The organism is Streptomyces sp. NPDC025784 (genome assembly GCF_055558435.1).
Map to the genome: position 1 here is coordinate 388,096 of NZ_JBVHMN010000005.1, position 21,284 is coordinate 409,379.

General features: G+C 69.5%; 22 protein-coding genes and 3 pseudogenes. 12 read left to right on the forward strand and 13 right to left on the reverse strand.

Annotation, left to right across the window (positions count from 1 at the left end):
* Positions 1 to 144: 144 nt before the first annotated feature.
* The 4 genes from ACZ4IF_RS15265 to ACZ4IF_RS15280 form a co-directional block, all read right to left on the reverse strand.
* Entirely contained in the window at positions 145 to 1,092 is a 948-nt protein-coding gene (locus ACZ4IF_RS15265) for a CU044_5270 family protein (RefSeq protein WP_467562989.1), read from the reverse strand.
* Positions 1,089 to 1,652 (reverse strand): RNA polymerase sigma factor, encoded by a 564-nt coding sequence (locus tag ACZ4IF_RS15270; protein WP_467562991.1) that lies wholly within the window; start codon positions 1,650 to 1,652, stop codon positions 1,089 to 1,091. The genes ACZ4IF_RS15265 and ACZ4IF_RS15270 overlap by 4 nt, the downstream gene beginning before the upstream one ends.
* A gap of 273 nt (positions 1,653 to 1,925) precedes the next feature.
* A complete protein-coding gene (locus ACZ4IF_RS15275; RefSeq protein ID WP_467562993.1) occupies positions 1,926 to 2,399 on the reverse strand; it encodes a hypothetical protein in 474 nt (157 codons plus the stop codon).
* 170 nt (positions 2,400 to 2,569) lie between these two features.
* Complete coding sequence (locus ACZ4IF_RS15280) at positions 2,570 to 3,124, reverse strand: hypothetical protein (protein ID WP_467562995.1); 555 nt, start codon at positions 3,122 to 3,124, stop codon at positions 2,570 to 2,572.
* A gap of 229 nt (positions 3,125 to 3,353) precedes the next feature.
* On the opposite strand from ACZ4IF_RS15280, the gene ACZ4IF_RS15285 reads away from it, so the two are divergent.
* A complete protein-coding gene (locus ACZ4IF_RS15285; RefSeq protein WP_467562997.1) occupies positions 3,354 to 3,674 on the forward strand; it encodes a hypothetical protein in 321 nt (106 codons plus the stop codon).
* A gap of 143 nt (positions 3,675 to 3,817) precedes the next feature.
* Here ACZ4IF_RS15285 and ACZ4IF_RS15290 read toward each other — a convergent pair whose 3' ends face one another.
* Both ACZ4IF_RS15290 and ACZ4IF_RS15295 read right to left on the reverse strand, forming a co-directional pair.
* Positions 3,818 to 4,531, reverse strand: coding sequence for a hypothetical protein (locus ACZ4IF_RS15290; RefSeq protein WP_467562999.1), 714 nt, complete (start codon positions 4,529 to 4,531; stop codon positions 3,818 to 3,820).
* Between the two features lie 151 nt (positions 4,532 to 4,682).
* A pseudogene (locus ACZ4IF_RS15295) lies at positions 4,683 to 4,805 on the reverse strand (RNA polymerase sigma factor); the annotation flags it as partial.
* A 31-nt stretch (positions 4,806 to 4,836) separates the two neighbouring features.
* On the opposite strand from ACZ4IF_RS15295, the gene ACZ4IF_RS15300 reads away from it, so the two are divergent.
* Complete coding sequence (locus ACZ4IF_RS15300) at positions 4,837 to 5,277, forward strand: DUF1877 family protein (RefSeq protein ID WP_467563001.1); 441 nt, start codon at positions 4,837 to 4,839, stop codon at positions 5,275 to 5,277.
* 201 nt (positions 5,278 to 5,478) lie between these two features.
* On the opposite strand, the gene ACZ4IF_RS15305 is transcribed toward ACZ4IF_RS15300, so the two are convergent.
* A complete protein-coding gene (locus tag ACZ4IF_RS15305) occupies positions 5,479 to 6,216 on the reverse strand; it encodes a flavodoxin family protein (protein ID WP_467563003.1) in 738 nt (245 codons plus the stop codon).
* A gap of 178 nt (positions 6,217 to 6,394) precedes the next feature.
* Between ACZ4IF_RS15305 and ACZ4IF_RS15310 the strand changes: the two genes are divergently transcribed.
* The 6 genes from ACZ4IF_RS15310 (at position 6,395) to ACZ4IF_RS15335 (ending at position 12,533) form a co-directional block, all read left to right on the forward strand.
* A complete protein-coding gene (locus ACZ4IF_RS15310; RefSeq protein ID WP_467563005.1) occupies positions 6,395 to 8,086 on the forward strand; it encodes an acetolactate synthase large subunit in 1,692 nt (563 codons plus the stop codon).
* A 556-nt stretch (positions 8,087 to 8,642) separates the two neighbouring features.
* Positions 8,643 to 9,116 carry a VOC family protein gene (locus ACZ4IF_RS15315; protein ID WP_359502310.1) on the forward strand — a complete coding sequence of 158 codons (474 nt, stop codon included), beginning with the start codon at positions 8,643 to 8,645 and terminating at the stop codon, positions 9,114 to 9,116.
* Positions 9,117 to 9,375: 259 nt separating this feature from the next.
* The gene (locus tag ACZ4IF_RS15320; protein WP_467563007.1) at positions 9,376 to 10,365 is read left to right on the forward strand and encodes a nitrilase-related carbon-nitrogen hydrolase; all 990 of its coding nucleotides are present in this window, start codon (positions 9,376 to 9,378) and stop codon (positions 10,363 to 10,365) included.
* 66 nt (positions 10,366 to 10,431) lie between these two features.
* The gene (locus ACZ4IF_RS15325) at positions 10,432 to 11,148 is read left to right on the forward strand and encodes a hypothetical protein (protein ID WP_467563009.1); all 717 of its coding nucleotides are present in this window, start codon (positions 10,432 to 10,434) and stop codon (positions 11,146 to 11,148) included.
* Between the two features lie 60 nt (positions 11,149 to 11,208).
* Positions 11,209 to 11,382, forward strand: a complete 174-nt coding sequence (locus tag ACZ4IF_RS15330) for a hypothetical protein (protein WP_467563051.1) — start codon at positions 11,209 to 11,211, stop codon at positions 11,380 to 11,382.
* A 176-nt stretch (positions 11,383 to 11,558) separates the two neighbouring features.
* Positions 11,559 to 12,533 (forward strand): aldo/keto reductase, encoded by a 975-nt coding sequence (locus ACZ4IF_RS15335; RefSeq protein WP_467563011.1) that lies wholly within the window; start codon positions 11,559 to 11,561, stop codon positions 12,531 to 12,533.
* Between the two features lie 136 nt (positions 12,534 to 12,669).
* Here the strand turns inward: ACZ4IF_RS15335 and ACZ4IF_RS15340 are convergent, their stop codons facing one another.
* Complete coding sequence (locus tag ACZ4IF_RS15340) at positions 12,670 to 13,023, reverse strand: hypothetical protein (RefSeq protein WP_467563013.1); 354 nt, start codon at positions 13,021 to 13,023, stop codon at positions 12,670 to 12,672.
* A gap of 224 nt (positions 13,024 to 13,247) precedes the next feature.
* A complete protein-coding gene (locus tag ACZ4IF_RS15345; RefSeq protein WP_467563015.1) occupies positions 13,248 to 13,676 on the reverse strand; it encodes a hypothetical protein in 429 nt (142 codons plus the stop codon).
* 273 nt (positions 13,677 to 13,949) lie between these two features.
* On the opposite strand from ACZ4IF_RS15345, the gene ACZ4IF_RS15350 reads away from it, so the two are divergent.
* Positions 13,950 to 15,071: a CapA family protein gene (locus ACZ4IF_RS15350; protein WP_467563017.1), complete on the forward strand. Its 1,122-nt coding sequence runs from the start codon at positions 13,950 to 13,952 to the stop codon at positions 15,069 to 15,071.
* 75 nt (positions 15,072 to 15,146) lie between these two features.
* On the opposite strand, the gene ACZ4IF_RS15355 is transcribed toward ACZ4IF_RS15350, so the two are convergent.
* Positions 15,147 to 15,599 (reverse strand): SHOCT domain-containing protein, encoded by a 453-nt coding sequence (locus ACZ4IF_RS15355; RefSeq protein WP_467563019.1) that lies wholly within the window; start codon positions 15,597 to 15,599, stop codon positions 15,147 to 15,149.
* Between the two features lie 381 nt (positions 15,600 to 15,980).
* Here ACZ4IF_RS15355 and ACZ4IF_RS15360 point away from each other — a divergent pair, with 381 nt between their 5' ends.
* A complete protein-coding gene (locus ACZ4IF_RS15360) occupies positions 15,981 to 16,727 on the forward strand; it encodes an SAM-dependent methyltransferase (RefSeq protein WP_467563021.1) in 747 nt (248 codons plus the stop codon).
* 175 nt (positions 16,728 to 16,902) lie between these two features.
* Here the strand turns inward: ACZ4IF_RS15360 and ACZ4IF_RS15365 are convergent.
* Positions 16,903 to 17,350, reverse strand: a pseudogene (locus tag ACZ4IF_RS15365) (carboxymuconolactone decarboxylase family protein).
* 82 nt (positions 17,351 to 17,432) lie between these two features.
* Between ACZ4IF_RS15365 and ACZ4IF_RS15370 the strand changes: the two are divergent.
* Positions 17,433 to 18,073: pseudogene (locus tag ACZ4IF_RS15370) on the forward strand (sigma factor).
* Between the two features lie 246 nt (positions 18,074 to 18,319).
* A complete protein-coding gene (locus ACZ4IF_RS15375; protein ID WP_467563023.1) occupies positions 18,320 to 18,616 on the forward strand; it encodes a hypothetical protein in 297 nt (98 codons plus the stop codon).
* A 388-nt stretch (positions 18,617 to 19,004) separates the two neighbouring features.
* Here the strand turns inward: ACZ4IF_RS15375 and ACZ4IF_RS15380 are convergent, their stop codons facing one another.
* Together ACZ4IF_RS15380 and ACZ4IF_RS15385 are read right to left on the reverse strand one after the other, a co-directional pair.
* On the reverse strand, positions 19,005 to 19,694 hold the full coding sequence (locus ACZ4IF_RS15380; RefSeq protein WP_467563025.1) for a GNAT family N-acetyltransferase: 690 nt from the start codon (positions 19,692 to 19,694) through the stop codon (positions 19,005 to 19,007).
* A gap of 165 nt (positions 19,695 to 19,859) precedes the next feature.
* A complete protein-coding gene (locus ACZ4IF_RS15385) occupies positions 19,860 to 20,900 on the reverse strand; it encodes an NAD(P)-dependent alcohol dehydrogenase (RefSeq protein ID WP_467563027.1) in 1,041 nt (346 codons plus the stop codon).
* Positions 20,901 to 21,284 lie beyond the last annotated feature (384 nt).

Sequence of the window (21,284 nt, forward strand, 5' to 3'; positions counted from 1 at the left end):
GGCGTGTTCCCGACGCCGCTCCCGTTCGCGCACGGCGCCGTCCGCACCGCCTCACGGAACCGGCAGTGCGAGAACGCCGCGGCCGTGCGGCGGGCGGAGCGAGAGCCGCCGATGACATGACCGGCGGCTCCCGTGGCGGGCGGCTCAGCGAACGCTGTCCGCCGGCCCGGCATACAGGTAGGTGTCCCGCTGCGCGACATGGCCCGCGTCGCCTTCCTCCACGTAGTTCAGCTCGAGGAGCTGCGCGTCGGACGGCCTCACGATCCAGTTCGGACTGTGGGGGCTGTGCGGAAAGTCCTCGGACCACTTCCAGGAGATCTGGGTGCCGGTCCGGCCGGCTCCGTCCTTCACGTGTTCGGTCACCACGGCGCCGGGGGTGCCCGCCAGTACGCGGAAGAGCGCGGCACGCAGTCGCGGTGAGGCGGGAGAGCCGGTCAGAAGTTCGCCCGACTGGCGCACGGTCTGCTCTGCGGCGGCCGGCCCCTCGGCGCCGGCGGACAGTACGCGGCGCAGTGCCTCCGGCCGGGTGGGAAGCTTGTCCAGGCTGTCCCAGCCGACCTGTCGGTTGCCGACACGCCAGCTGGTGCCCCCCGGAGGAGCCTTCTTGGTGACGGTCCGACCGTTCTGGGTCTTGATGACGAGTTCGGTCCGGCTCAGATAGGTGTCGTCGGTGTGGACCTTGTCGCCCTCGACAGCGCTCTTGATGGTGGTCTTCCAGTACGGCGCGTTGCTCGCGCTCCCCGAAGCGGCACGGTCGGCCAGGGTGTTGAACAGTTCGGCCGCCGAGGCACCGGCTGCCGGCGGCTCGCTGCCGATGCCGACGACCGGGAGGACGGCAGCGCCCACCGCGACCGCGGCAACCGCGGCGGCACCGGCGAGGAGCCGACGCCTGCCGAAGCGGTGCATCACCACGGTGGTGGACGTGGCGGTGCCGGACACGGCGGTCCCGGTCTCCTCCGCGATCGCGCTGCGGACGAGTGCGTGGGCCGTCGCCAGCACGGTGGGGTCCGGAGCGTCGACCCGGCCGGCGTCCTTCAGAGCCGTGGCGCCCGGGAAGTCGAGCATGTCGGTGTGCTGGTCCTTCTGCGTCATGCGAAGTCCCCCGTCAGGTTCGTGAGGGTGGTGTCGGAGAGTCCGTCACGCAGTCGGGCGCGGGCCCGGTGCAGACGGGAACGGGCGGTGCCCGCGGGTATGCCGATGACGGCGGCGGCCTCGGTCGGCGTCAGCTGTTCCCAAACCACGAGCAGGAGCAACTCGCGCTCCTGGTCGGGAAGTCCGGCGAGCGCGCTGCGCAGTTCCGTCCCCACCGCGGCGGCGTCCAGGCGCTGGTCGACCGCCTGCCACGGGTCCCCCACCGAGGTCTCGTACGGCGGCCGGGGGCCGCCTGCCGCCCGCGACACGGCCTGCCAGTGACGCGCCAGTACGTTCCTGGCGACGCCGAACAGCCAGCCTCTGGCGGGGCCGCGCGCGATGTCGTAGGTGTGGCGGGTGGCGTAGGCCTGGAGCCACACCTCGGAGAGCAGGTCGTCCGCAGCCGTCGGCGCGCGGCGCACGAGATAGCCGTGCAGGGCAGCGGAATGCCGATCGACCAGGGGCTCGAATGCTGCCGGCTCGCGGACGGCGCGAACCAGCAGATCCTCGTCCGGATCCATGGAATCTCCTGTCCGAGCCCGCCGGGTGGCGGTCTCATCCTGTACTTGCACAGGAGCGCCGCGAGCGTTCGCAACGGCCACACGACGGTACGTCCGGCCGCACCGGTAAGGCAGCGGCTCTGCGAGCACGGTCACGGCCGGGGGCGGGGCAGCGGCTCTGCGAGCAGGTTCGTGGCCGGGGCCAGGAGACGCGCTCACCGGAGCAAGGGAATGCCGCGCGCATCCACCGCCCCGCACAGGCTCAGCGTGGTCCCGCGCGTAGGCCGCCTGCTCTCAACGCAGGTGGTCACGCACGACATCGAGGAACTTCCGCCGACTCGGACCGATACATGCCCAGACCTTTTCGTCCTGCGGCTGCCCCGGATCATCGGGGCCCTCTCGGATCACGTTCTGAACGGCGAACGCGAGGTGACGTGCCGCTTCGTTGACCTCGGGCGCGCAGAGCATGTGGATCGTCTTCTGCGCCACCCACATCCGGTCCACCGTCTGCCGTGCCCGTGCCTGCCACTGCTCGTCGCCCAGGTGGTGCTGATAGTGGTCGACGGCGACCCGTTCTGCTTCCTGCACCGTCGACAGGAACTCGACGAGGTGGGTCAGGCGTTCGCTCCGGCGGGCCTCGTCGCACTCACGAATGCTCCGCCGTGCCTCGGCTCGCTCGGACGCCCGTCCCAACGAGTATTGAGCCAACCACGACACGAGGCCTCCGAGTACGACCCCGATGAGCGGAGCCAGCGTTGTCCCTGTCATTCCTGGACGATGTCATCGGGATTTCCGATGTCGTGGTTCCTGCACAGAATTCAGGACACCGCGCTTCTCACCGTGTAGGGGATTCGCTTGCCGTGCCGATGTCGAGCCTTCTGACGGCGAGTGGCGGCCCGGGGATCTGTCGTGCGCCGGGCCGGCCGCCTCACGGCATCTCACATCTTCCCGGCGACCACCCGGACGCGGTGGCCCAGCGCCTGGGCGAAGGCGGCTGTGAAGCGCGGGTGCAGCGGGGGCCAGTCGTCGAACTCGAAGCCCAGGTGGGCGAAGGCGAAGGAGTCGCCGGTCCACTCCCAGGCCGGAAGCGGCGTGCTCCGGGCGCAGGCCGGGCAGTCGAGGTCGGCGGCCCCCGTGGTGTACCAGGTGTCGATGGCCGCGCCGGGCCAGTCAGCGGTGACACTGCGGCAGTGCGGGCAGATCGCGGAGGAGGGATCCCCCTGGCCGGCGAAGAAGACCGTGCGCCCCGTGACGACCCGCACTTCGTCGCCGGGCTCCTCCTCCAACTCCTTGATCCTGGCTCGCCAGTCCCAGGAAACCAGGTCGACGGCCTCCCGCCAGCGCGGCCCGGCCAGATGCACCACGCCCTCCCGCCACGGCACCGGGCGGATGTAGCCCTCCGACTCCAACCAGTCCCCGCCTCGGCTGCCCCACACGACGGCTTGTCGCGCCGAGGCATCCAGGTCAACGACGGTCTGCCGATAGGTCCCCATGGCCGCTCCCCCTCTCGCGGTGCACTTGACCTCACGACCTCACGACCTCAGGCCTCAGGCCTCAGGCCTCAGGCCTCAGGTGACTCAATGATCACATCGATCCGCTGTTGCCGACGGGCCCGGGAACCGTCCGGGACCGTTCGGGCGCCGGGCCGGCCCCCACCCGCGTACTGGATCTTCAAAGCCAGAGCTCTTCCGCCACGCGTCGACCCCCTGACAGAATCGGCTGATGGCCGACCACACCTGGCCCGTTGAGCCCACCGCCGAGCAGATCCGCCGGTCGTGGTCGGCAACCGTGTCAGCACTGCCCGTAGGCACCCGCATCACCGGTCAGGTCGTCGCTCGCCGGCCCTTCGGAGTCTTCCTACGCATCGACGACGTGCCCAATGCGCTCGGACTGGCGGACATCGGTTCCATGCCGCCCGGTGCGAGCCTTCCAGCGCTGGGAGCCCAGGTCGGTGGTGAGGTCGTCTGGCACACCGATCACAACTGCCAGGTGAGGATCAGACTCAACGAATGGCTCGCTCACAACCGAGTCGGCCGTCTCTGAGGCCGGCCCCGGTCAGGGTGGTAGGCAGCGCTGTACCGCAATCCGAGACCCCGGTTCGCAGACGTCCGAAACACCTGAGAAGCAGTCGCGCGCGAGCTCGGCCCGCACCGGCCGACCGACCAGTGGCGGCCGAAGTGCAGGAGCTATTTGTGCGCGCGTCCGCCCGTGTCGTCGTTCGCGTTGCCGTTTCCGCTGTTCCTCCCGGCCCCGGCGGGGTCGTCGGCGGAGTTCCCGCTGTTGCCTGCGGTGCCCTTTCCCGAGCCTGTCGCGCCCTCGTCGGACTTGCCCGTGGTGCCCGGTGCCTTCGACGCCTCCGCACGGGCCAGTTGCTCCACACAGTATGCGGCCACCTTGTCAGCGCCGCCCGCGGCCGTGACGAGCCGCTGCCAGACCGTCGAGTTCATCGCATGACCACGGCCGACGACCTGCTGGTAGGCGCGACAGTGGGCCTCGGTGTCCTGCGCGGTGTCCGGCCTGTCCGCCTGTCCGGAGGTACCGGAGTTCTTCTTGTCCGGTACGGAGGACGCGCCGTTGGGGGGCCTGCCGGCCTGGTCGTCACCGGTCCCGTGCGACGGTGAGCCGACCGAGCCGACGGCCGCAACCGCGACGCCGCCCAGGCTGAGCCCGGCGAGCAGCACGGCGAGCGTCGTCCTGACGGGGCGTCCGGCACGCGGCTCCTCGCCGACGCTCCAGTCGTCCCGGCGCCGCGTACGCGCCGTGTGGGCGCCCGCGTCCCGGGCGGCTCGGAACGCGGTCACCGCCCGCTGCTCCGCCTCCTGGCCGACGGCGCCGCGCAAGGCCGTGGCCAGTGCCGTCTCCAGTCCGGGACCGACCCCTTCGCCCCCGGGTCCGGTCACGGAGCCGCCAGGGTGCACCCATCGACGGCCTTCGCCCGCCAGCCGTTCACCCATGTCCGCTTCCGTCCTGTCCGATCTGTTCTGCCCGGTCGGTCCGTCCGACTTTCCGAGCCCGTTCGACTGTCTGTACGACTGCCACAGCCGCATGCGTTCATTTCGACTCCCCCAGCGTCCGGGACGCCACATCCGTCACACCTTCATCTGCCACACCTTCGAGTCCGAGGCGTCGAGCGAGGCGTTTCAGACCCCGGTACGCGGCCGTGCGCACCGCGCCGAGCGGTGCCGCCTCCGGCACTGCGCAACGTGTGAGCTGGCTGGAACGACTGTTCCATGACGGCTGGGAGGCAGTCCTGCACCGCGTCGGCCGACGCCGTGAGGAGGTCCTGGACCAGCGCCACCTGGATCACGAGCTCCTCTACGCCGCTGCTCCCGCGCATCCCGCGAAGGACGGGCCCCGGTCCCAGGTGGTGCTCGGCGGCCGTCCGGTGTTCCACCCCGGCCGGAGCAAGCAGCCGTTCCTGGTACTGACGGCCGCCCAGGCGGACCGGGTGGCCAGATATCTGACGGTGTCCGACTTCGACACGCTGTGGGGCAGCGCCCGCGACGAACTGCTGCCGCGCTACGGCGGGGTGAGCGCCGAGCCCGAGACACGGAACGCTTTCGAGGTGGCCCACCAGGCGCTGACGGCGTTCTACGCACGGACCGCCGAGCACGGAGAAGCAGTGGTGAAGTGTCTGCCGGTCTGAAGCATGGGGATACGGCCTGAGCCAGGAAGCCGAGGCGTGTGGAGATCGAAGTGGCAGGGACGGCCCGACGGATCCGGGGGCAGGACCAAGTGAGTCGCAGCCGGGTCCTGTTGCGCACGCTTCCTGCCCGGTCTCCGGCGCCCCGGCCCGCTGGACGGGACCGGACCCGAGGGCCGTTCGCCACCTGCCCTCGGCATCTCGCTACCGGTGCTCAGGGTTCTCGAAGTCGCGTCGGCAGCCGGCGTCCCAGGCGGAGCGCTGGTTGCCGTAGGCGGGGATGCCTCCGAGGTCCTTCAGCGCCCGCGCCAGGTGGAGAAGATTCCAGGTCATGAAGCTGGTGTTGCGTTTGGTGAAGTCGTTCTCCGGTCCGCCCGAGCCGGGATCGAGGTACGAGGGGCCGGGGCCCGCCTCCCCGATCCAGCCGGCGTCCGCCTGGGGCGGGATCGTGTAGCCCAGGTGCTGCAGGCTGTAGAGGACGTTCATGGCGCAGTGCTTGGCGCCGTCTTCGTTGCCGGTGATCAGGCAGCCGCCGACGCGGCCGTAGTAGGCGTACTGGCCGGCTTCATTGAGCAGGCTGGAGCAGGCGTAGAGACGTTCGATCACGCGCTTCATCACGGAGCTGTTGTCGCCCAGCCAGATGGGACCGGCCAGCACGAGGATGTCGGCCGCCATGACCTGCTGGTACAAGCCGGGCCAGGCGTCCGTCTCCCAGCCGTGCTCCGTCATGTCGGGCCACACGCCTGTCGCAATGTCGTAGTCGACGGCCCGTTCGACTTCGACGTGCACGCCTTGGGCGTCCAGGATGGCGGTGCTGCGGTCGATCAGTCCTTGGGTGTTGCTCGTCTCGGGCGAGGGTTTGAGCGTGCAGTTGATCACCAGGGCCCGCAGATCGTCGTACCGCGCCGGCGGTGTGTCAGTGGTGGGCGACGAAGCGGTCACACGGTCCTCCCAGAGCCCTGCCGCCGGCCTGTGCGCGACGGCTCGTCCAATGCGCCCAGCGTGCGGGCCGACCGCGGCGGTCGCCACCACAACGCCTCCGAATGGCTCTCAGCTGTACGCGCCCCCGGTCGGGTGCCGACGAGTGGCCGGGTACGGAGGGCGTGCCTACGTTCATGTCATGGGTACCGAGAACGCGAGCGAGTCGCGAAACACGGCAACAGTGGAGGACGTCGCGCATCTGCTGGTGCGCTGCCTGCGGGCCGAGGGCGTGGAGTACGTCTTCGGGATCCCGGGTGAGGAGAACATCCGCTTCGTCGACGCGCTGAACGGCTCCGGGATCCGGTACGTCCTCGTGCGCCACGAGCAGGCCGCCTCGTTCATGGCGGAGATCTACGGGCGGCTGACCGGCCGCGCTGGGGTGTGCTCAGCCACCCTGGGGCCCGGAGCGATCAATCTGCTGCTCGGCACCGCGGACGCCATGACCAACAGCGTGCCGATGGTGGCCCTGGCCGCCCAGGGCTCCCTGCGACGCACCCACAAGGAGTCGCACCAAGTCATCGACCTGGTCTCGATGTTCGCTCCCGTCACCCAGTGGTCGGCCCGCATCGAATGTCCGGACGCCGTACCGGAGATGACACGCAAAGCCTTCAAGACCGCGCAGAGCGAGCGTCCCGGCGCCGTGTTCCTGGCGGTGCCCGAGGACATCGAGGCCGAGCGTCCCGCCGCGCCCCTGGCACCCCTGCCGGTCGACGCGGTGCGCGCCGAAGCACCGTCACCCTCCCAGATCGCACGAGCCGCCGAGGTGCTCGCGGCCGCACGGCACCCGGTGGTGCTGGCAGGCCACGGCGCCGCCAGAGCCGGGGCCTCGGCCGCCCTGGTGCGGTTCGCCGATCGGCTGAACCTCCCGGTCGCGACCACCTTCCACGGCAAGGGTGTCTTCCCCGACGACCACCCTGGCGCCCTCGGAGCGGTCGGGTTCATGCGCCACGACTACAGCAACTTCGGCTTCGACGAAGCCGACGTGCTGCTCTGCGTGGGCTACGAGATCCAGGAGTTCGACCCGGTCAAGATCAACCCGAACGGCGACAAGCAAATCGTGCACGTCCACCGCTTCCCCGCCGAGGTCGACACCCATTATCCGGTAACCGTGGGCGTCGAAGGCGACCCCTCGCTGGCACTGGACGCGCTCGCGGAAGCACTGCCCGACGGCCTCACCTACGACTCGGGGAGCAGCCAAAAGATCCGAACCCTGCTCGATGAAGAACTTCAGTACGGACGTGACAACGACACGTTCCCCCTCGTACCGCAACGCGTGGTCTCCGACGTACGTACGGCGCTGGACCGCCACGACATCGTGCTCGCCGACACCGGCGCCGGGAAAATGTGGATGTCCCGTCTCTACCCGACCTACGAACCGGACACCTGCCTGGTCTCCAACGGCCTGTCCACCATGGGGTTCGCGCTCCCGGGCGCCATCGCCGCCAAACTGGCCCGCCCGGACCGACGCGTCCTGGCAATGATGGGAGACGGCTCGTTCCTGATGAACTCCCAGGAGTTGGAGACCGCCGTCCGCGAACGCATCCCCCTGGTCGTCCTCGTTCTGGTGGACCAGGAGTACGGCCTGATCACCTGGAAGATGGAACTCGAACTCGGCCGTCACAGCCACACCCGATTCACCAATCCGGATCTGGTGGCCTACGCGGAGAGCTTCGGCGCCCGCGGGAACAGGATCGAGGCCGCCGACCAGCTCCTGCCCGCGCTGCGCCATGCCCTCGACCAGGACGCGGTCTCCGTGATCGCCTGCCCCGTCGACTACTCCGAGAATCTGCGTCTTACCGACAGGCTGGGCAGTCTGCACGGCCCGTTCTGACGCAGCGGTTGAGGACCCGGCCTTTGCGGCACTCGTTTCTTCGGTGATCGTTTTCTGTTGCCCGCTCGCGAGAGGTCTTCGGCCACCTGGGCGGATGGTGCCAGATCGCCCGCGAGCCCGTGGAGCGCGACGTCGTGATCTCCAGCGGCCTCGCCGCGGGACTTGGGGCAGCCACCCGGCCGCGATCTCGCGAACTCGCCGCATCAGTGCTGCGGGTACCGCGTTCGACGTTCCGGCATCGGCTGACCCTGACAGCCCGATCACATAATAGGAGCACTTGCTCGTAACGTGTCACAATTCCATGGCCCACATCACCCGCGACGGAACGCGAGGAGCCTTGCCCTCGCCCAATTAGGAGCATATGCTCGTATCTACGAGGGTTCGCGGATCGACTTCAGCCCGTGCCGCGACACCCCCGGGTACATCCGGCGACACCCCCTGCAGTCTCACCCTCCGTGATTCGATGCGCACGGACCGTCGGTTCGTATCCGCAGACTTCTCCCCCCACAGGTCCCGCACCACGCACGGGACCCGAACAATGAAGGCAATCAACGAAATGACCATGAAACTCGAGCTCTTCGTCCTGCCCGTCTCGGACGTCGACCGCGCCAAGTCCTTCTACGAGAAGGCGGGTTTCAGGCTCGACCTGGACAAGGACGTCACCGGCGACTTCCGGGCCGTACACCTGACACCGCCCGGCTCCGAGGCCTCGATCATCTTCGGCAGGGGCCTCACCACCGCCGCGCCCGGTTCGGCCCAGGGCCTCTACCTCATCGTCACGGACGTCGAAGAGGCCCGCGCCGAGCTCGCCGGCCGGGGCATAGCGGTGAGCGAGGTGTTCCACGACGACAAGGGCATCTTCTTCCACGGACACGACGGCGGAGAAGTCGTCCACGACAGCCCGGGCCAGGAACGGCTCGCAGGCCCGCACCCCGAGCGTGCCTCCTACGGCTCCTACGCCACCTTCAGCGACCCCGACGGCAACGGCTGGGTCCTCCAGGAGATCACCCAGCGGTTCCCCGGCCGCTGACGACGTCCGCGCCAAGGGGCCCGCGGCTCACCCGCGGGCCCCGCGCGGTCCCGACCCTTTCATCGGCACAGCCCATGGATCCGGCGACCGGCGCGCTCCGACTGCGACTTCGCGCAGCGGAGGCCTCGCCCGTACTCCCCGGCCGCCCCACGCCTCGTACCGCATCGCCGCTCCCCTCCTACGTGCATCCGCCTCCAGAAGCCGACAAAGGCGCCATCACGCGTCTACGCACCGCACCCCGTCCGGAAGGAATCCACTCATGACCGTCGTTCGAGCCGCCGCCGTACAGATCAGCCCCGTGCTCTACAGCCGCGCCGGCACCATCGAGAAGGTCGTGCAGAAGATCCGCGATCTGGGCGAGCAGGGTGTCCAGTTCGCCGTCTTCCCCGAGACCGTCGTCCCCTACTACCCCTACTTCTCCTTCGTGCAGCCGCCCTACATGGCGGCCACAGAGCACCTGCGTCTGATGCAGGAGGCGGTGACCGTACCGTCCGCCGACACCGATGCGATCGCCGAGGCCGCCCGGGCAGCGGGGATGGTCGTCTCGATCGGTGTCAACGAGCGCGATGGCGGCACCCTTTACAACACTCAGCTGTTGTTCGACGCGGACGGCACGCTGATCCAGCGTCGCCGCAAGATCACGCCGACCTATCACGAGCAGATGGTCTGGGGCCGGGGCGACGGATCTGGCCTGCATGCGGTGGACAGCACCGTCGGCCGTATCGGGCAGCTCGCGTGCTGGGAGCACTACCTGCCGCTGGCGCGTTACGCCCTGATCGCCGACGGCGAGCAGATCCACGCCGCGATGTATCCCGGCGCCTTCGGCGGCCAACTGTTCGCCGAGCAGATCGAGGTCAACATCCGCCAGCACGCACTGGAGTCGGCGTGCTTCGTGGTCAACGCCACCGCCTGGCTCGACGCCGACCAGCAGGAGCAGATCGCCGCGGACACCGGTGGGCCCGTCGCCGCGATCTCCGGTGGCTTCTTCACCGCCATCGTCGACCCCCAGGGCCGCATCGTCGGCGAGCCGCTCACGTCCGGCGAGGGCGAGGTCGTCGCCGACCTGGACCTCGCACAGATCGACCTGCGCAAGCGCCTGATGGACTCGCGCGGCCACTACAGCCGTCCGGAACTGCTCAGCCTCCACATCGACCGCACGCCGGCGCCTCACGTCCATGAGCGTGGCACCCAGGTTCCTGGACGCGTCGCAGGTGCGGGCACAGACTCCGGCGAAGCCGAGGCCCAGTAGCGCGGTCCCACCGGCACGCTCGGCCGGATCGACCCCAACCGGCCGAAGATCAAGGAGAGTCATGCCATGGATGATCTGCTCACGACGGTCATCGAGGCGCACGGCGGTCTGGACCGCTACAACCGGTTCAGCTCGGCCACGGTGCACTTCCGCCTCGGCGGTTCTCTGTGGCGGTTGAAGGGGCAGGAGGGGACCTTGAGTCAGGGGACCGTTCGGCTCAGCCTGCACCGGCAGTACGCCAGCCACCACCCCTTCACCGCAGCCGGCCTGTGGACTTCTGTCACCGCCCGGCGAGTGGCCGTGGAAACCGTCGGATGTGAGGTGAAGGCCGAGCGCTTCGACCCACGCGCCTCGTTCCCCAGCGACGCACAGGCCCCCTGGGACGATCTGCAGGTCGCCTACTTCGCCGGGTATGCCATGTGGACGTATCTCACGTCCCCGTTCACCTTCGCCTCCCCCGGGTTCAGGAGCGTGGAACTGCCTCCGATCGTCGAGGAAGGAGAGATCTGGAGGCGCCTGGAGGTCACGTTCCCGGATCACATCGCGACACATTGCCGCCGGCAGGTGTTCTTCTTCGACTCGGACGGCCTGCTGCGCCGACACGACTACACACCCGAAGTCGTCAACGCGGGTCCCGCCGCGCACTATCCCTCCGCGTACCAGGAGTTCGACGGGATCATGGTCCCTACCCGGCGCCGTGTCCACCGGCTCCGCGCGGACGGAACGGTGTCCCGGGATCAGGAACTCGTCACCATCGACATCGACAACGTCCTGTTCACCTGAGCCGGCGAGGGCAGCGGCAGCACTCGGGCCCGCCACTTCGTCGAGGTGCAGGGGCTGCGCGTGCCGGGGCCGGACATTCGGGATCCACGCCGGCCGCTCACCGGCACCTGGTGGCGCGGCGAGGACTCGCTCATCGTCCTCTACCGCGGCGAGGCCGTCTGCCTCGACGCACCTCAGTGCCAAGAGGCCCACATCTACGGTGGACTCGACGACCGGGGGCTTCGTGGCGGCTGACCTGTCCCGGTGGGAGTCCGTGCCTCTCAGGTGCGAGAAAGCCGGTCCCGGCTCAGCCCCTTCCGCCCTTTGACCCTTGCTGCCCCGTCCGCCTACGTTCTTGGTAGTCGACCGGTCGGTTGAATCACGGTGCCGGTCGCTGTCCCCTCTGATCCCGTACGAAGGCAGATCACAGCATGCGCAAGACCAACCTGGGCACGCACGGACCTGAGGTCGGCGTCATCGGCCTGGGCGCCATGGGGATGAGCTTCGCCTACGACATGGCCGCCCCACGCGACGAAGCCACCTCCGTCTCCGTCATCCACCAGGCCCTCGACCTGGGCATGACCCTGATCGACACCGCGGACGTCTACGGCCCGTACACCAACGAGGAACTCCTCGGCCGGGCTCTGGCCGACCGCCGCGACCGTGCGGTGATCGCCACCAAGGTCGGCATGGAATGCATCGACCCGACCGGCGGCCCCGGCGGTGCCCCGCTGGTCAAGCCCAACGGACGACCCGAACACGTACGCGCGGCGATCGACGCCAGCCTGCGCCGCCTGAAGACCGACCACGTCGAGCTCTACCAGCTGCATCGCGTCGACCCCGAGGTCCCCGTCGAGGAGACCTGGGGCGCCCTGGCCGAAGCCGTCACCGCCGGCAAGGCCCGCCACCTGGGCCTGTCCGAGGTCAGCGTCGAGCAGATCCGACGGGCCCAGGCCGTGCACCCGGTCACCACCGTGCAGTCCGAGTTCTCCCTGTGGACCCGCGACGTCAAGGCCGAGGTCCTGCCCTACTGCATCGAGCACGGCATCGGTCTCCTGCCCTACTCGCCGCTGGGCCGCGGCTTCCTCGTCGGACGCTTCGCGTCCTTCGACGAACTGCCGAAGAACGACCAGCGCCGGCGTCTGCCGCGCTTCCAGCAGGACAACCTGCGCGCCAACCTCGACATCACGGCCAAGGTCCGTAAGGTCGCCGACCGGAACGGCACCACCCCCGCGCAGGTCGCCCTCGCCTGGCTCACCGCCCAGGGCCCGCACGTCGTCCCCATCCCCGGCACCAAGACCCCGAAGTACCTCACCGACAACGCGGGCGCGGCCGACGTCCAGCTGTCTGCGGCCGATCTCGACGACCTCGACACCCTCCCGGCTCCCGTCGGCGCCCGGTACTGACCCTCTCCCCCGGGCGACACCTGGCGACGACCGGTGATGACCGCGGGGCGCGGATGCCGCGCCGCGCCCCGCGGTGCCGCTCCGGGCGGGGACGGCATGCACGCCTCGCGCCCGCCCGGGGTGGCCACGTCGACACTCAGCCCCGGGTCCTGAGGCGATCCGCCCACCGGCGCGGGCCCCGCCTTGAGCGGTGAGGGCGTGCCCGGCGGAGCGATGCACCCTCTTCTGCGCTGACGTGAGTGACGTCGGCGGGGGTTCGTCGCCAGTGGTCGTCGGGCGAGAGGAGGGGCGCCTTGCGTTCTTGCTGCGCGCGGATCTCGACATGCGCTTCGTGTGCGGTGACGCGGAACGCCTCTTCGTAGGAGGAGGCCGCGCTCACGGCTCCGCCCGCGAGCCCTCGACGGCGCATGCCTGAAGCCGGCAGGGTGAAGGCGCCCAGTACCGCGGCAAGGCCGGCGAGCAGGATCAGGAACGGCAGGACCGCATGCATGGCCGCGAGCCTGCTGGTCAACTGCTGTGGTGGAATGCCTGACTCTGCCCCGGGGAAGCCCCGTTGGCCTTGCTCGACGATCGGGCCGGTGGCCCGTCGATCCACCCGTCCGCGACCGTGCGTCGTACCTCAGGACACAGTGGACCGGGTGGCCGCGCAGGATGGGGCACGCCGGCCGGCCACCCGGCGCATCGTGGTCGGCCGGCCCGACGAACCGTTGCTGCTCAGCAGTTGACAGGGGCGTTGCCGGAGGCGACTCGGCAGAAGTCCACCCCCAGTCCGCCGTCCACGGTGCCGGCGTTCGGGCCGACGGAGATGAAGTCGCCGTCGGCGCCGCCGAGGATCCCGCCGCTCCCCGTGGTACCGGCGTTGGCCGTGATGAAGTCGCTCCCGGTGCCGCCGTCGACGGTGCCGGCGACGAGGCCGCTGATGACGATCGAGTCGCTCCCGCCCAAGCCGTCGACCCTGTCGTCCATGGCGAGGGCACCGCAGCTGATGTAGTCGGAGCCGGCGGTACCACTGACGGTCGTACCCGACACGGGAACGCCGTTGACCGTACACGAAGTCAGGGCCTGTGCAGGCGTCGCGGTCAGGACGAGGGGGGCGGCCACGAGGGTGGCGGCGCAGAGCGTGCGCATCGCGTGTCTGATCATGCAATGAGTCGTTCACGGTGACTTCATGATCGCAACCCTGCACTGTCGGTGACTCTTCCGTCCGGGGCGGTCCGCCGCCCGGACGGGCCACCGAGGCTGCCGGATCCCGCCCGGGCGCGAACCACGGGACGTCGGGGGTCGTGGCTGAGCCGCCCCGTGTGCTCCGAGAACGGGACGGGCTTCAGGCAGTCGGCCGGCCCCACACCTTCTCGTCCCGGCCGCGGGGACGTGGGGACCTTTTGGACGGGGTCGGTCGAGGTCTAGCGTGGACACATGGGCGGCGGGACCTTGACGCTGTTTCTGTGCGGCGATGTCATGCTCGGGCGCGGCGTCGATCAGATCCTCGCGCATCCGAGCGATCCGCAGCTGCGGGAGGGATACGTCGAGGACGCGGGCTCCTACGTGCGGATGGCGGAGTCGGTGCACGGTCCGATTCCCGCCCCCGTTCCGTCTTCCTGGCCCTGGGGCGAAGCACTCCACCTCCTGGACGAGAGCGCTCCGGCGGTCCGGATCGTGAATCTGGAGACGTCCGTCACGCGCAGCGACACCTTCGCCCCCGACAAGGCGATCCACTACAGGATGCATCCGGCGAACCTGCCGGCCCTCGCGGTGGCCCGGCCGGACGTCTGCGTCCTCTCCAACAACCATGTGCTGGACTTCGGCCGCGAGGGCCTGGAGGAGACGCTGGCCACGTTGGCCCTCGCGGGACTGCGCGCGGCGGGGGCGGGGCGGACCGACGAGGAGGCGTACGCGCCCGCGGCGGTACCGGTCACGGGTGGGGGCCGGGTGCTGGTGTTCGCCCTCGGGGCCTGCTCCAGCGGCATCCCGTCCGACTGGGCCGCGGCCCCGGATCGTTCCGGGGTGGCCCATCTCCCCGAGCTGTCGGCGGCCGCGGCCGCCGGTGTGGTTGGCCAGGTGCGGGCGGCGAAGCGCGCGGGCGACATCGTCGTCGTGTCCGTGCACTGGGGCTCGAACTGGGGATACCGCGTTCCCCGGGACCAGGTGCGCTTCGCCCGTACCCTGGTGGACGGCGGCGTCGACGTCGTCCACGGCCATTCCTCGCACCACCCCCGCGCCATCGAGGTGTACCGGGACCGGCTGATCCTGTACGGCTGCGGTGACTTCGTGGACGACTACGAGGGCATCGACGGCTACGAGGAGTACCGCGACGACCTGCGGATCGCCTACCTCGTCACGGTGGCTGCCGCCACCGGCCGGCTGACCGGCCTGCGCCTGCTGCCCCTGCAGGCCCGCCGCATGCGTCTCGAGGTCCCGTCCGGCGCGGATCGCGCCTGGTTGCGCGCCACACTCGACCGGATCAGTGACGGCGTACGCGTCACCGAGGAGCCCGACGGCTCCCTGGCGGTCGCCCACTGCGCCACGCAACCGGCCTGAACCGACGGACGGACCGGTGGCCGCGGTCGCCGGGGAACCCGGCCGGCCGCGGCCACCATCGGTTTCGTCCGCTGATCAACGAGGGCTGGGGGTGCCGACCCGAGTGGCATCCCCTGTGGGGCTGCTGCCGCTCAGGACCAGCGCCTTGGCCTGTTGGAACTCTTCCTGGGTGATGTCGCCGCGGGTGCGCATCTCGGCGAGCTTGGCCAGTTCGTCGGCGCTGCTGGTCCGGCTGCCGCCCGCCGTCTCACGGACGTAGGAGTCGAACATCTGCTTCTGCGCCCTCGCCTGTTCGACGTCACGACGCCCCATGTCCTTGCCTCGGGCGATGAGGTAGACGAAGACGCCGAGGAACGGCAGCACGATCACGAACACGAGCCAGCCGGCCTTGCCCCATCCGCTCAGGGTGTCGTCACGAAAGATGTCGAAGACGACCTTGAAGAGCAGGAAGAACCACATGATCCACAGGAAGAACCAGAGCATGGTCCAGAAGGCGCTCAGCAGCGGATAGTCGTTCGCCAGGTACATCTGCGTGGTCCCTTCTTCTCCCGCCCGGGCTTCACCCCGATGGCGTTCTGAGCCCACGCTGCACCCGAGGAGAGCGCTCGGCCTCACACGATCCGGGTGATTTCCGCGACCGGTCCCCGGGTCCTCGCCGGGCACGTGACCACCGTGGAGGAAGGACCGCGGGCATCGGGCAGGCCCGCAGGGCAAGCTCGGACACGGAGAGTCATGCACCGGCGAAAAGCGATGGACACAGGTATTCGTGCGTCCTAGCCTCACCGAGGCTCGTAGGTGCCCCACAGTCGGAAGAGGTGCATTTGATGACGGTCCAGGCAACGGCGGCCGGCTTCGACAGGCCGTCCCTCGCACACGTCATGACCTCATCGGACGTAAGGACCTCACCCAGTGGATCTTCCACGTAGCTTCACCATCCGCGAGCGCAGTCATCGCATCCACAACCCGTTGACCAGCGAGAAGCTGGCTGCTCTGGGGCAGGCCCTGTGCTTGGCCCCCGAGACGCGTGTGCTCGACCTCGCCAGCGGTTCCGGCGAGATGCTGTGCACCTGGGCCCGCGCCCACCGTGTCGTCGGGACCGGAGTGGACATCAGCACCGAATTCACGGCCAGGGCCCGTGCCCGTGCAGCCGAACTCGGCGTCGCCGGTCAGGTGGACTTCGTCCATGGCGACGCGTCCGGATACGTCGCGGACGCGCCTGTCGACCTCGCCGCGTGCATCGGCGCCACCTGGATCGGCGATGGGCTCGTCGGCACGATCGAGCTGCTGCGCCGCAGCCTCCGCTCCGGCGGCATGTTGCTGATCGGCGAACCGTACTGGCGTCGGATGCCACCGGACCAGGACACGGTCGAAGCATGCCACGCCAGCACCGAGGACGACTTCCGACCGCTGCCCGAGCTGATCGAACAGTTCGGTGAACTGGGTTACGACGTCGTCGAAATGGTGCTCGCGGACCAGGACAGCTGGGATCGGTACCGGGCCGCGCAGTGGCTCAACATCCGACGCTGGCTCGACCGGAATCCCGCCGACGAGTCGGCCGCCGAGTTGAGAGCCGAGCTCTCCCGAGAGCCCGCCCGCTACGCCAGGTACGAGCGCGAGTACCTCGGTTGGGGCGTCTTCGCGCTCATGGCCCGCTGACGTTCACGTGAAGGCCGGGTCCGGGAGTGTGCTCCCGGACCCGGCCTTCCTGTCAACTGCTCACCTGAAGGGCCGGCTTGACGAGGAAGCCACCATGGCCGCGGCGTCCGGACGGCGTGGTGCCCGCCTCTCCGTAGGAATGCGTGGTCCCAGGAGACATGACGTCACGCCGAAATCACCAGGTCTTGCCGGCCTGCTCACGGATCGTGCGGTTGATCCGGTTGAAGAAGTTGGTCATTGCGATCACCAGAATGATCGCGCTGAGCGCCTCTTCGGTGAAGTGGGCGGCGGCGGTGTCAGATCTCATCGGTCACACCCGGCGCGCCGTCCTGCAGGCGGGTGGCCGCCTCGGTCAGCGCGAGCGCCGCCCGCTCCTGATCGGCGTAGAAAGGCGTCTCGCTCCACGCGGCCACGTGGTGCAGGCGTTCGTCCGTCTCACCGGCCGTCTTCGCCGACTGGACACCGGCGAAGACGCACGGACTGCAACCGTTGATCTGGCCGGCCCGCAGATGGACCAACGCCAGCAGGCGCCGGTCGACGCCCGCCACGTGAATCGCCCTGTTGAGCTGCTGAATTGCCGCGATCACCGCAGGGTTTCCCGAACCCTTCACGCGTGCCTCCATCGTTCCCGCTCCTTCATCGGTTACCTGTGCCCTTCCGGGCCCGTCATCCCCGTGACGGAGCGGATCCGAGGAAGGTAACCCCATGTGCGACATCAGTCCGGCCGACCCGGTGACCGAGGCATTCGAGTCCCAGCGCGACCGGCTGCTCACGGTCGCCGGCCGTCTGCTCGGATCACGCGCCGAGGCCGAGGACGCCGTCCAGGAGGCCTGGCTGCGGCTCTCCCGCCAGGACACGGGGACCAGCCACAACCTGTTCGCGGTGTCGTTCGACGAGATCGGCCGGATACTCGGCAAGTCCACCGGCGCCACCAAGATGCTCGCGTCCCGCGCCCGCGGAAAGGTACGGGGGACGGAGCGGGCGCCGGTGGCGGAGCCGGAGCAGCGCAAAGTGGTCCAGGCGCTCCTGGCGGCGGCTCGCCGCGGCGACTTCGAGGCGTTGCTGCAGGTGCTCGATCCCGAGGTGAGGCTGGCCGTCGACTCCCTGGAGGGGGTGGTCGTCAGGCTCGGCGCCACCAAGGTCGCCGCCGGAGCACAGCTTGCGGGCGGCGGGGTTGCGGGCGGGCGGTACTCGTCAACGGCCGTCCTGGAGTCCTTTCCTGGCGCGAGGACGGTACCCCTATGTCGGTCCTCGTGTTCACCGTCGTGGACGGCCGGATCACCGACATCGCGGTCGTGATCGACCCGGCTGCGCTCGCGCTGATGGACCTCCCGGATCCGGTATGACCCGACATGACGCGCCGTCTCCGCCCGCCGTGTCATCGGCGAGGCCATGGGCAGCTCCACCCGATCAGTGGCTCCTGGAGTTGACGAGGCGTGGGGCAAGTGGCGGACGACCTGCCGTCGTACCTGGTCAGCGGCGCGTGGAGGGGTGCAGTCGGCTGCCTCGACGCGGCCTTGTCCGACAAGCAGGGCAGCATCGGCTCTCGGCACCACTGTGATGGCTGAGCAAAGTGGGGTACGCGGCCCTGCATGACAGCAACGGCCGAACTTCCTGAGCGCTCCTCGGCGGTGCGTGGTCTGCGCCGCATTCGCGTCCTCTATGCGGGAGGGACCGTCCTGTGGGCGGTCACTGCCGCGTACACGGGGTGGACGCATCCCGGGTCCCGGCAGATGTGGGTGTCCCTTCTCCTGCTGGCAGTCTTCGCCGGCCTGTTGGTCACGACGTCCCTGTACCTGCGCAATCCCGTGCCCTCCCGGCGGGTCGTGGCGCGCAGCCGCGCGGCGCGTCGGCCATCGACCGCAACCGCCCGCCACGCAGGCGCCTAGGGGTTTGGTTCGGATCGGCTCGGATCAGGCCGCGGCGTCCGGTGCGGTGCCTCGCAAGGCGGAGGATCACCCGCGTACCGGGGGTACTCGGGTGGTCCGACAACGCGGCGAGGCGCCGTACCCGGCGCCGCGAACCCGAGCCGATCCGAACGAAACCCCCTGGCAGCCCGACCGTGGATGACGCCCGCCCCGCGCTCGACAGCAGGTGAAACGGCGGGCGGCGACTGTGGCGTCGCGGCCGGCCCGGAGTGGGCCGGGCTCTGGTGCCGAAGCCCGGAGTCGTCCCCGCTCGGCCCCGGCCTTCGGCCGGAGCGGGCCCGCCGCGATCAGCGTGATCGGATCGACCGGGCAGAGCCACTCTCTGTACCTGTCCGCAGGGGTACCTGCGTCAGAGCCTCGATGATCCCTCGTGGCAGCTGGAGGCCCCTTCCACGGCCGTATGCCGCAGCCAGCGAGCGTCTATCTCACGGCCGTCCGGCAGGGTGAAGCGGGGCGGACCGTCGTCCGCCACGAATCCGGCGCTCACCAGGGCCCGAGCGGATGCAGCGTTCGCCGCTTCATGACCGGCCTGGACGCTCCGCAGCCCCATGTGGGTGTGAGCGAACAGTGCGGCCGCCCGGAACAGCTCGGCTCCGAGACCCAGGCCGCGGGCATGCGGGGCGAGTGCTCCGCCGATCTCCCCGGTGTCGGTGGTGAGCTGCAGGGTCGCCGCGTATCTGCCGTCGTCCAGGCGCACCCCTATGAGCCGCTGCGTCCGGTCCGCGGGAGGCTCGAAGGGTTCGCTCAACAGGCGGCGCGGCAGCAGGGACGGGAAGCACGTGTCGGCGTCCCCAGGACGCAGCTCGGTCAGGGCCTCACGGACGTGGTCGTCGGCTATGACCTGGTCGGGCCCCCAGCCGAGCCACCGTTGCGCCTCGGTGTCCGAGCACACGGCCCAGGAAGCGGCGCGATCCAGCATGGTCAGGGGGGTGTAGAACATCAGGTGTTCGGTGTGCAGGGTGTGCCGTCGGCGCCTGCACACACCGGGCCGGGGGAGCTTGGGCCTCGCCCGCCCGCGCCGCTTGGATGACCAGACCATGCGCCCTTCCCGAAGGCCCGCGGCCAGGTCGGCCGGATTGCTTGTGGCGGAGTCCGGTTCCGCGTTTGCGTGTTCAGCGCTTGAGGCTGTCTTTCTCACCGGCAGCGGCAGGACGCGCGGTGCGCAGCTCGGGCCGGAGCGCCGCGCTGCGCATTCACGTGGCGGTCACAGGGTCGCGGTGTCGATCACGAACCGGTACCGGACGTCGCTGTTGGCGACCCGCTCGTAGGCCTCGTTGATCTGGCCGGCCTCGATCAGCTCGATCTCGGCGCCCAGTTGGCGATCGGCGCAGAAGTCGAGCATCTCCTGGGTCTCGCGGATTCCGCCGATGTTCGAGCTGGTCAGGCTGCGGCGGTTGCCGAAGATCGAGGCGAGCGAGACCTGCACCTCTTCTTCGGGGATGCCGACGTTCACCAGGGCTCCGCCCGTCCGCAGGAGGGAGAGGAAGGCGGCGTAGTCGAGCGGCACCGAGACCGTGTTGATGATGATGTCGAACGAACCGGCGAGGTCGGTGAACGTCTTCGCGTCGGCGGTCGCGTAGTAGTGGTCGGCGCCCAGGCGCAGGCCGTCGTCCTTCTTGCGAAGGGACTGCGACAGCACGGTCACCTCCGCGCCGAGGGCATGGGCGATCTTGACTCCCATGTGGCCGAGCCCGCCGAACCCCACGACAGCGACCCTCTTGCCGGGGCCCGCGTTCCAGAGCTTCAGCGGCGAGTAGGTGGTGATGCCGGCACACAGCAGCGGGGCGGCCACGTCCAGGGGCAGGCCGTCGGGGATGCGCACGACGTAGTTCTCGTCGACCACGATCTTCTGGGAGTAGCCGCCGTACGTCGGCTGCCCGTCCTTGCCGATCGCGTTGTAGGTCCAGGTCGGTTGCTGGAGACAGTACTGCTCCAGTCCCGCCTTGCAGTTCTCGCATCTGCGGCAGGAGTCGACCATGCATCCCACGCCGACACGGTCGCCCACGGTGAACCGGGAGACCTTGGAGCCTGCCTCTGTCACCACACCGGTGATCTCGTGGCCGGGGACCATGGGGAAGATGCCGTCGCCCCAGCCCTCTCGGACCTGGTGGATGTCCGAGTGGCAGATGCCGCAGAATTCGATGTCGATCATGACGTCGGACTCGCCGAGCGGGCGGCGTTCGATGGTGGTGCGCTCCAGGGGAGCCTTGCCTACGGGTGCAGCGTATGCGGTGACGGTGGTCATACCGGGAGCCTTCGCGCGTGGAGTGGGGTCGGCCGTCCGGCCGGCCGATGGGCGATTCTGCGGACTGCACGGCGAGCCGGGCGGCAAACAGGAGATCCGCGGCGCTGGGCGCGTCCCGCCTGATGGTCACCCGGCCTTCAGTCAGCCATGGGCTTGATTGACACCATTCGCCATTCTCGCGACATCGGTCGGAAAACGCTCGCCGAGCCGGCACTCCCCCCGCCGCCTCGCTCCTCCCCCAGGGTGTGTCTCCGCGGAAAGAGCCACCGGACCGGACAGGGTCTAGCTGCAATACCGGTGACTTTGATGGTGGTGGGTCGTTGGGTGTGGTGTGCCAAGGCCTGGACAGGTGAAGTCGTCAGGTGAGCGGTTGTCGGATCGGAT

What these genes read in the sequence shown, in the direction of transcription:
- ACZ4IF_RS15285 (WP_467562997.1), top strand. Translation starts at nt 3,354, where the DNA reads ATGGCCGACCACACCTGGCCCGTTGAGCCCACCGCCGAGCAGATCCGC.
- ACZ4IF_RS15275 (WP_467562993.1), bottom strand. Translation starts at nt 2,399, where the DNA reads ATGACAGGGACAACGCTGGCTCCGCTCATCGGGGTCGTACTCGGAGGC.
- ACZ4IF_RS15315 (WP_359502310.1), top strand. Translation starts at nt 8,643, where the DNA reads ATGACCATGAAACTCGAGCTCTTCGTCCTGCCCGTCTCGGACGTCGAC.
- ACZ4IF_RS15375 (WP_467563023.1), top strand. Translation starts at nt 18,320, where the DNA reads ATGACAGCAACGGCCGAACTTCCTGAGCGCTCCTCGGCGGTGCGTGGT.
- ACZ4IF_RS15265 (WP_467562989.1), bottom strand. Translation starts at nt 1,092, where the DNA reads ATGACGCAGAAGGACCAGCACACCGACATGCTCGACTTCCCGGGCGCC.
- ACZ4IF_RS15380 (WP_467563025.1), bottom strand. Translation starts at nt 19,694, where the DNA reads ATGGTCTGGTCATCCAAGCGGCGCGGGCGGGCGAGGCCCAAGCTCCCC.
- ACZ4IF_RS15340 (WP_467563013.1), bottom strand. Translation starts at nt 13,023, where the DNA reads ATGCATGCGGTCCTGCCGTTCCTGATCCTGCTCGCCGGCCTTGCCGCG.
- ACZ4IF_RS15325 (WP_467563009.1), top strand. Translation starts at nt 10,432, where the DNA reads ATGGATGATCTGCTCACGACGGTCATCGAGGCGCACGGCGGTCTGGAC.
- ACZ4IF_RS15280 (WP_467562995.1), bottom strand. Translation starts at nt 3,124, where the DNA reads ATGGGGACCTATCGGCAGACCGTCGTTGACCTGGATGCCTCGGCGCGA.
- ACZ4IF_RS15350 (WP_467563017.1), top strand. Translation starts at nt 13,950, where the DNA reads ATGGGCGGCGGGACCTTGACGCTGTTTCTGTGCGGCGATGTCATGCTC.
- ACZ4IF_RS15355 (WP_467563019.1), bottom strand. Translation starts at nt 15,599, where the DNA reads ATGTACCTGGCGAACGACTATCCGCTGCTGAGCGCCTTCTGGACCATG.
- ACZ4IF_RS15335 (WP_467563011.1), top strand. Translation starts at nt 11,559, where the DNA reads ATGCGCAAGACCAACCTGGGCACGCACGGACCTGAGGTCGGCGTCATC.
- ACZ4IF_RS15345 (WP_467563015.1), bottom strand. Translation starts at nt 13,676, where the DNA reads ATGATCAGACACGCGATGCGCACGCTCTGCGCCGCCACCCTCGTGGCC.
- ACZ4IF_RS15310 (WP_467563005.1), top strand. Translation starts at nt 6,395, where the DNA reads ATGGGTACCGAGAACGCGAGCGAGTCGCGAAACACGGCAACAGTGGAG.
- ACZ4IF_RS15270 (WP_467562991.1), bottom strand. Translation starts at nt 1,652, where the DNA reads ATGGATCCGGACGAGGATCTGCTGGTTCGCGCCGTCCGCGAGCCGGCA.
- ACZ4IF_RS15385 (WP_467563027.1), bottom strand. Translation starts at nt 20,900, where the DNA reads ATGACCACCGTCACCGCATACGCTGCACCCGTAGGCAAGGCTCCCCTG.
- ACZ4IF_RS15320 (WP_467563007.1), top strand. Translation starts at nt 9,376, where the DNA reads ATGACCGTCGTTCGAGCCGCCGCCGTACAGATCAGCCCCGTGCTCTAC.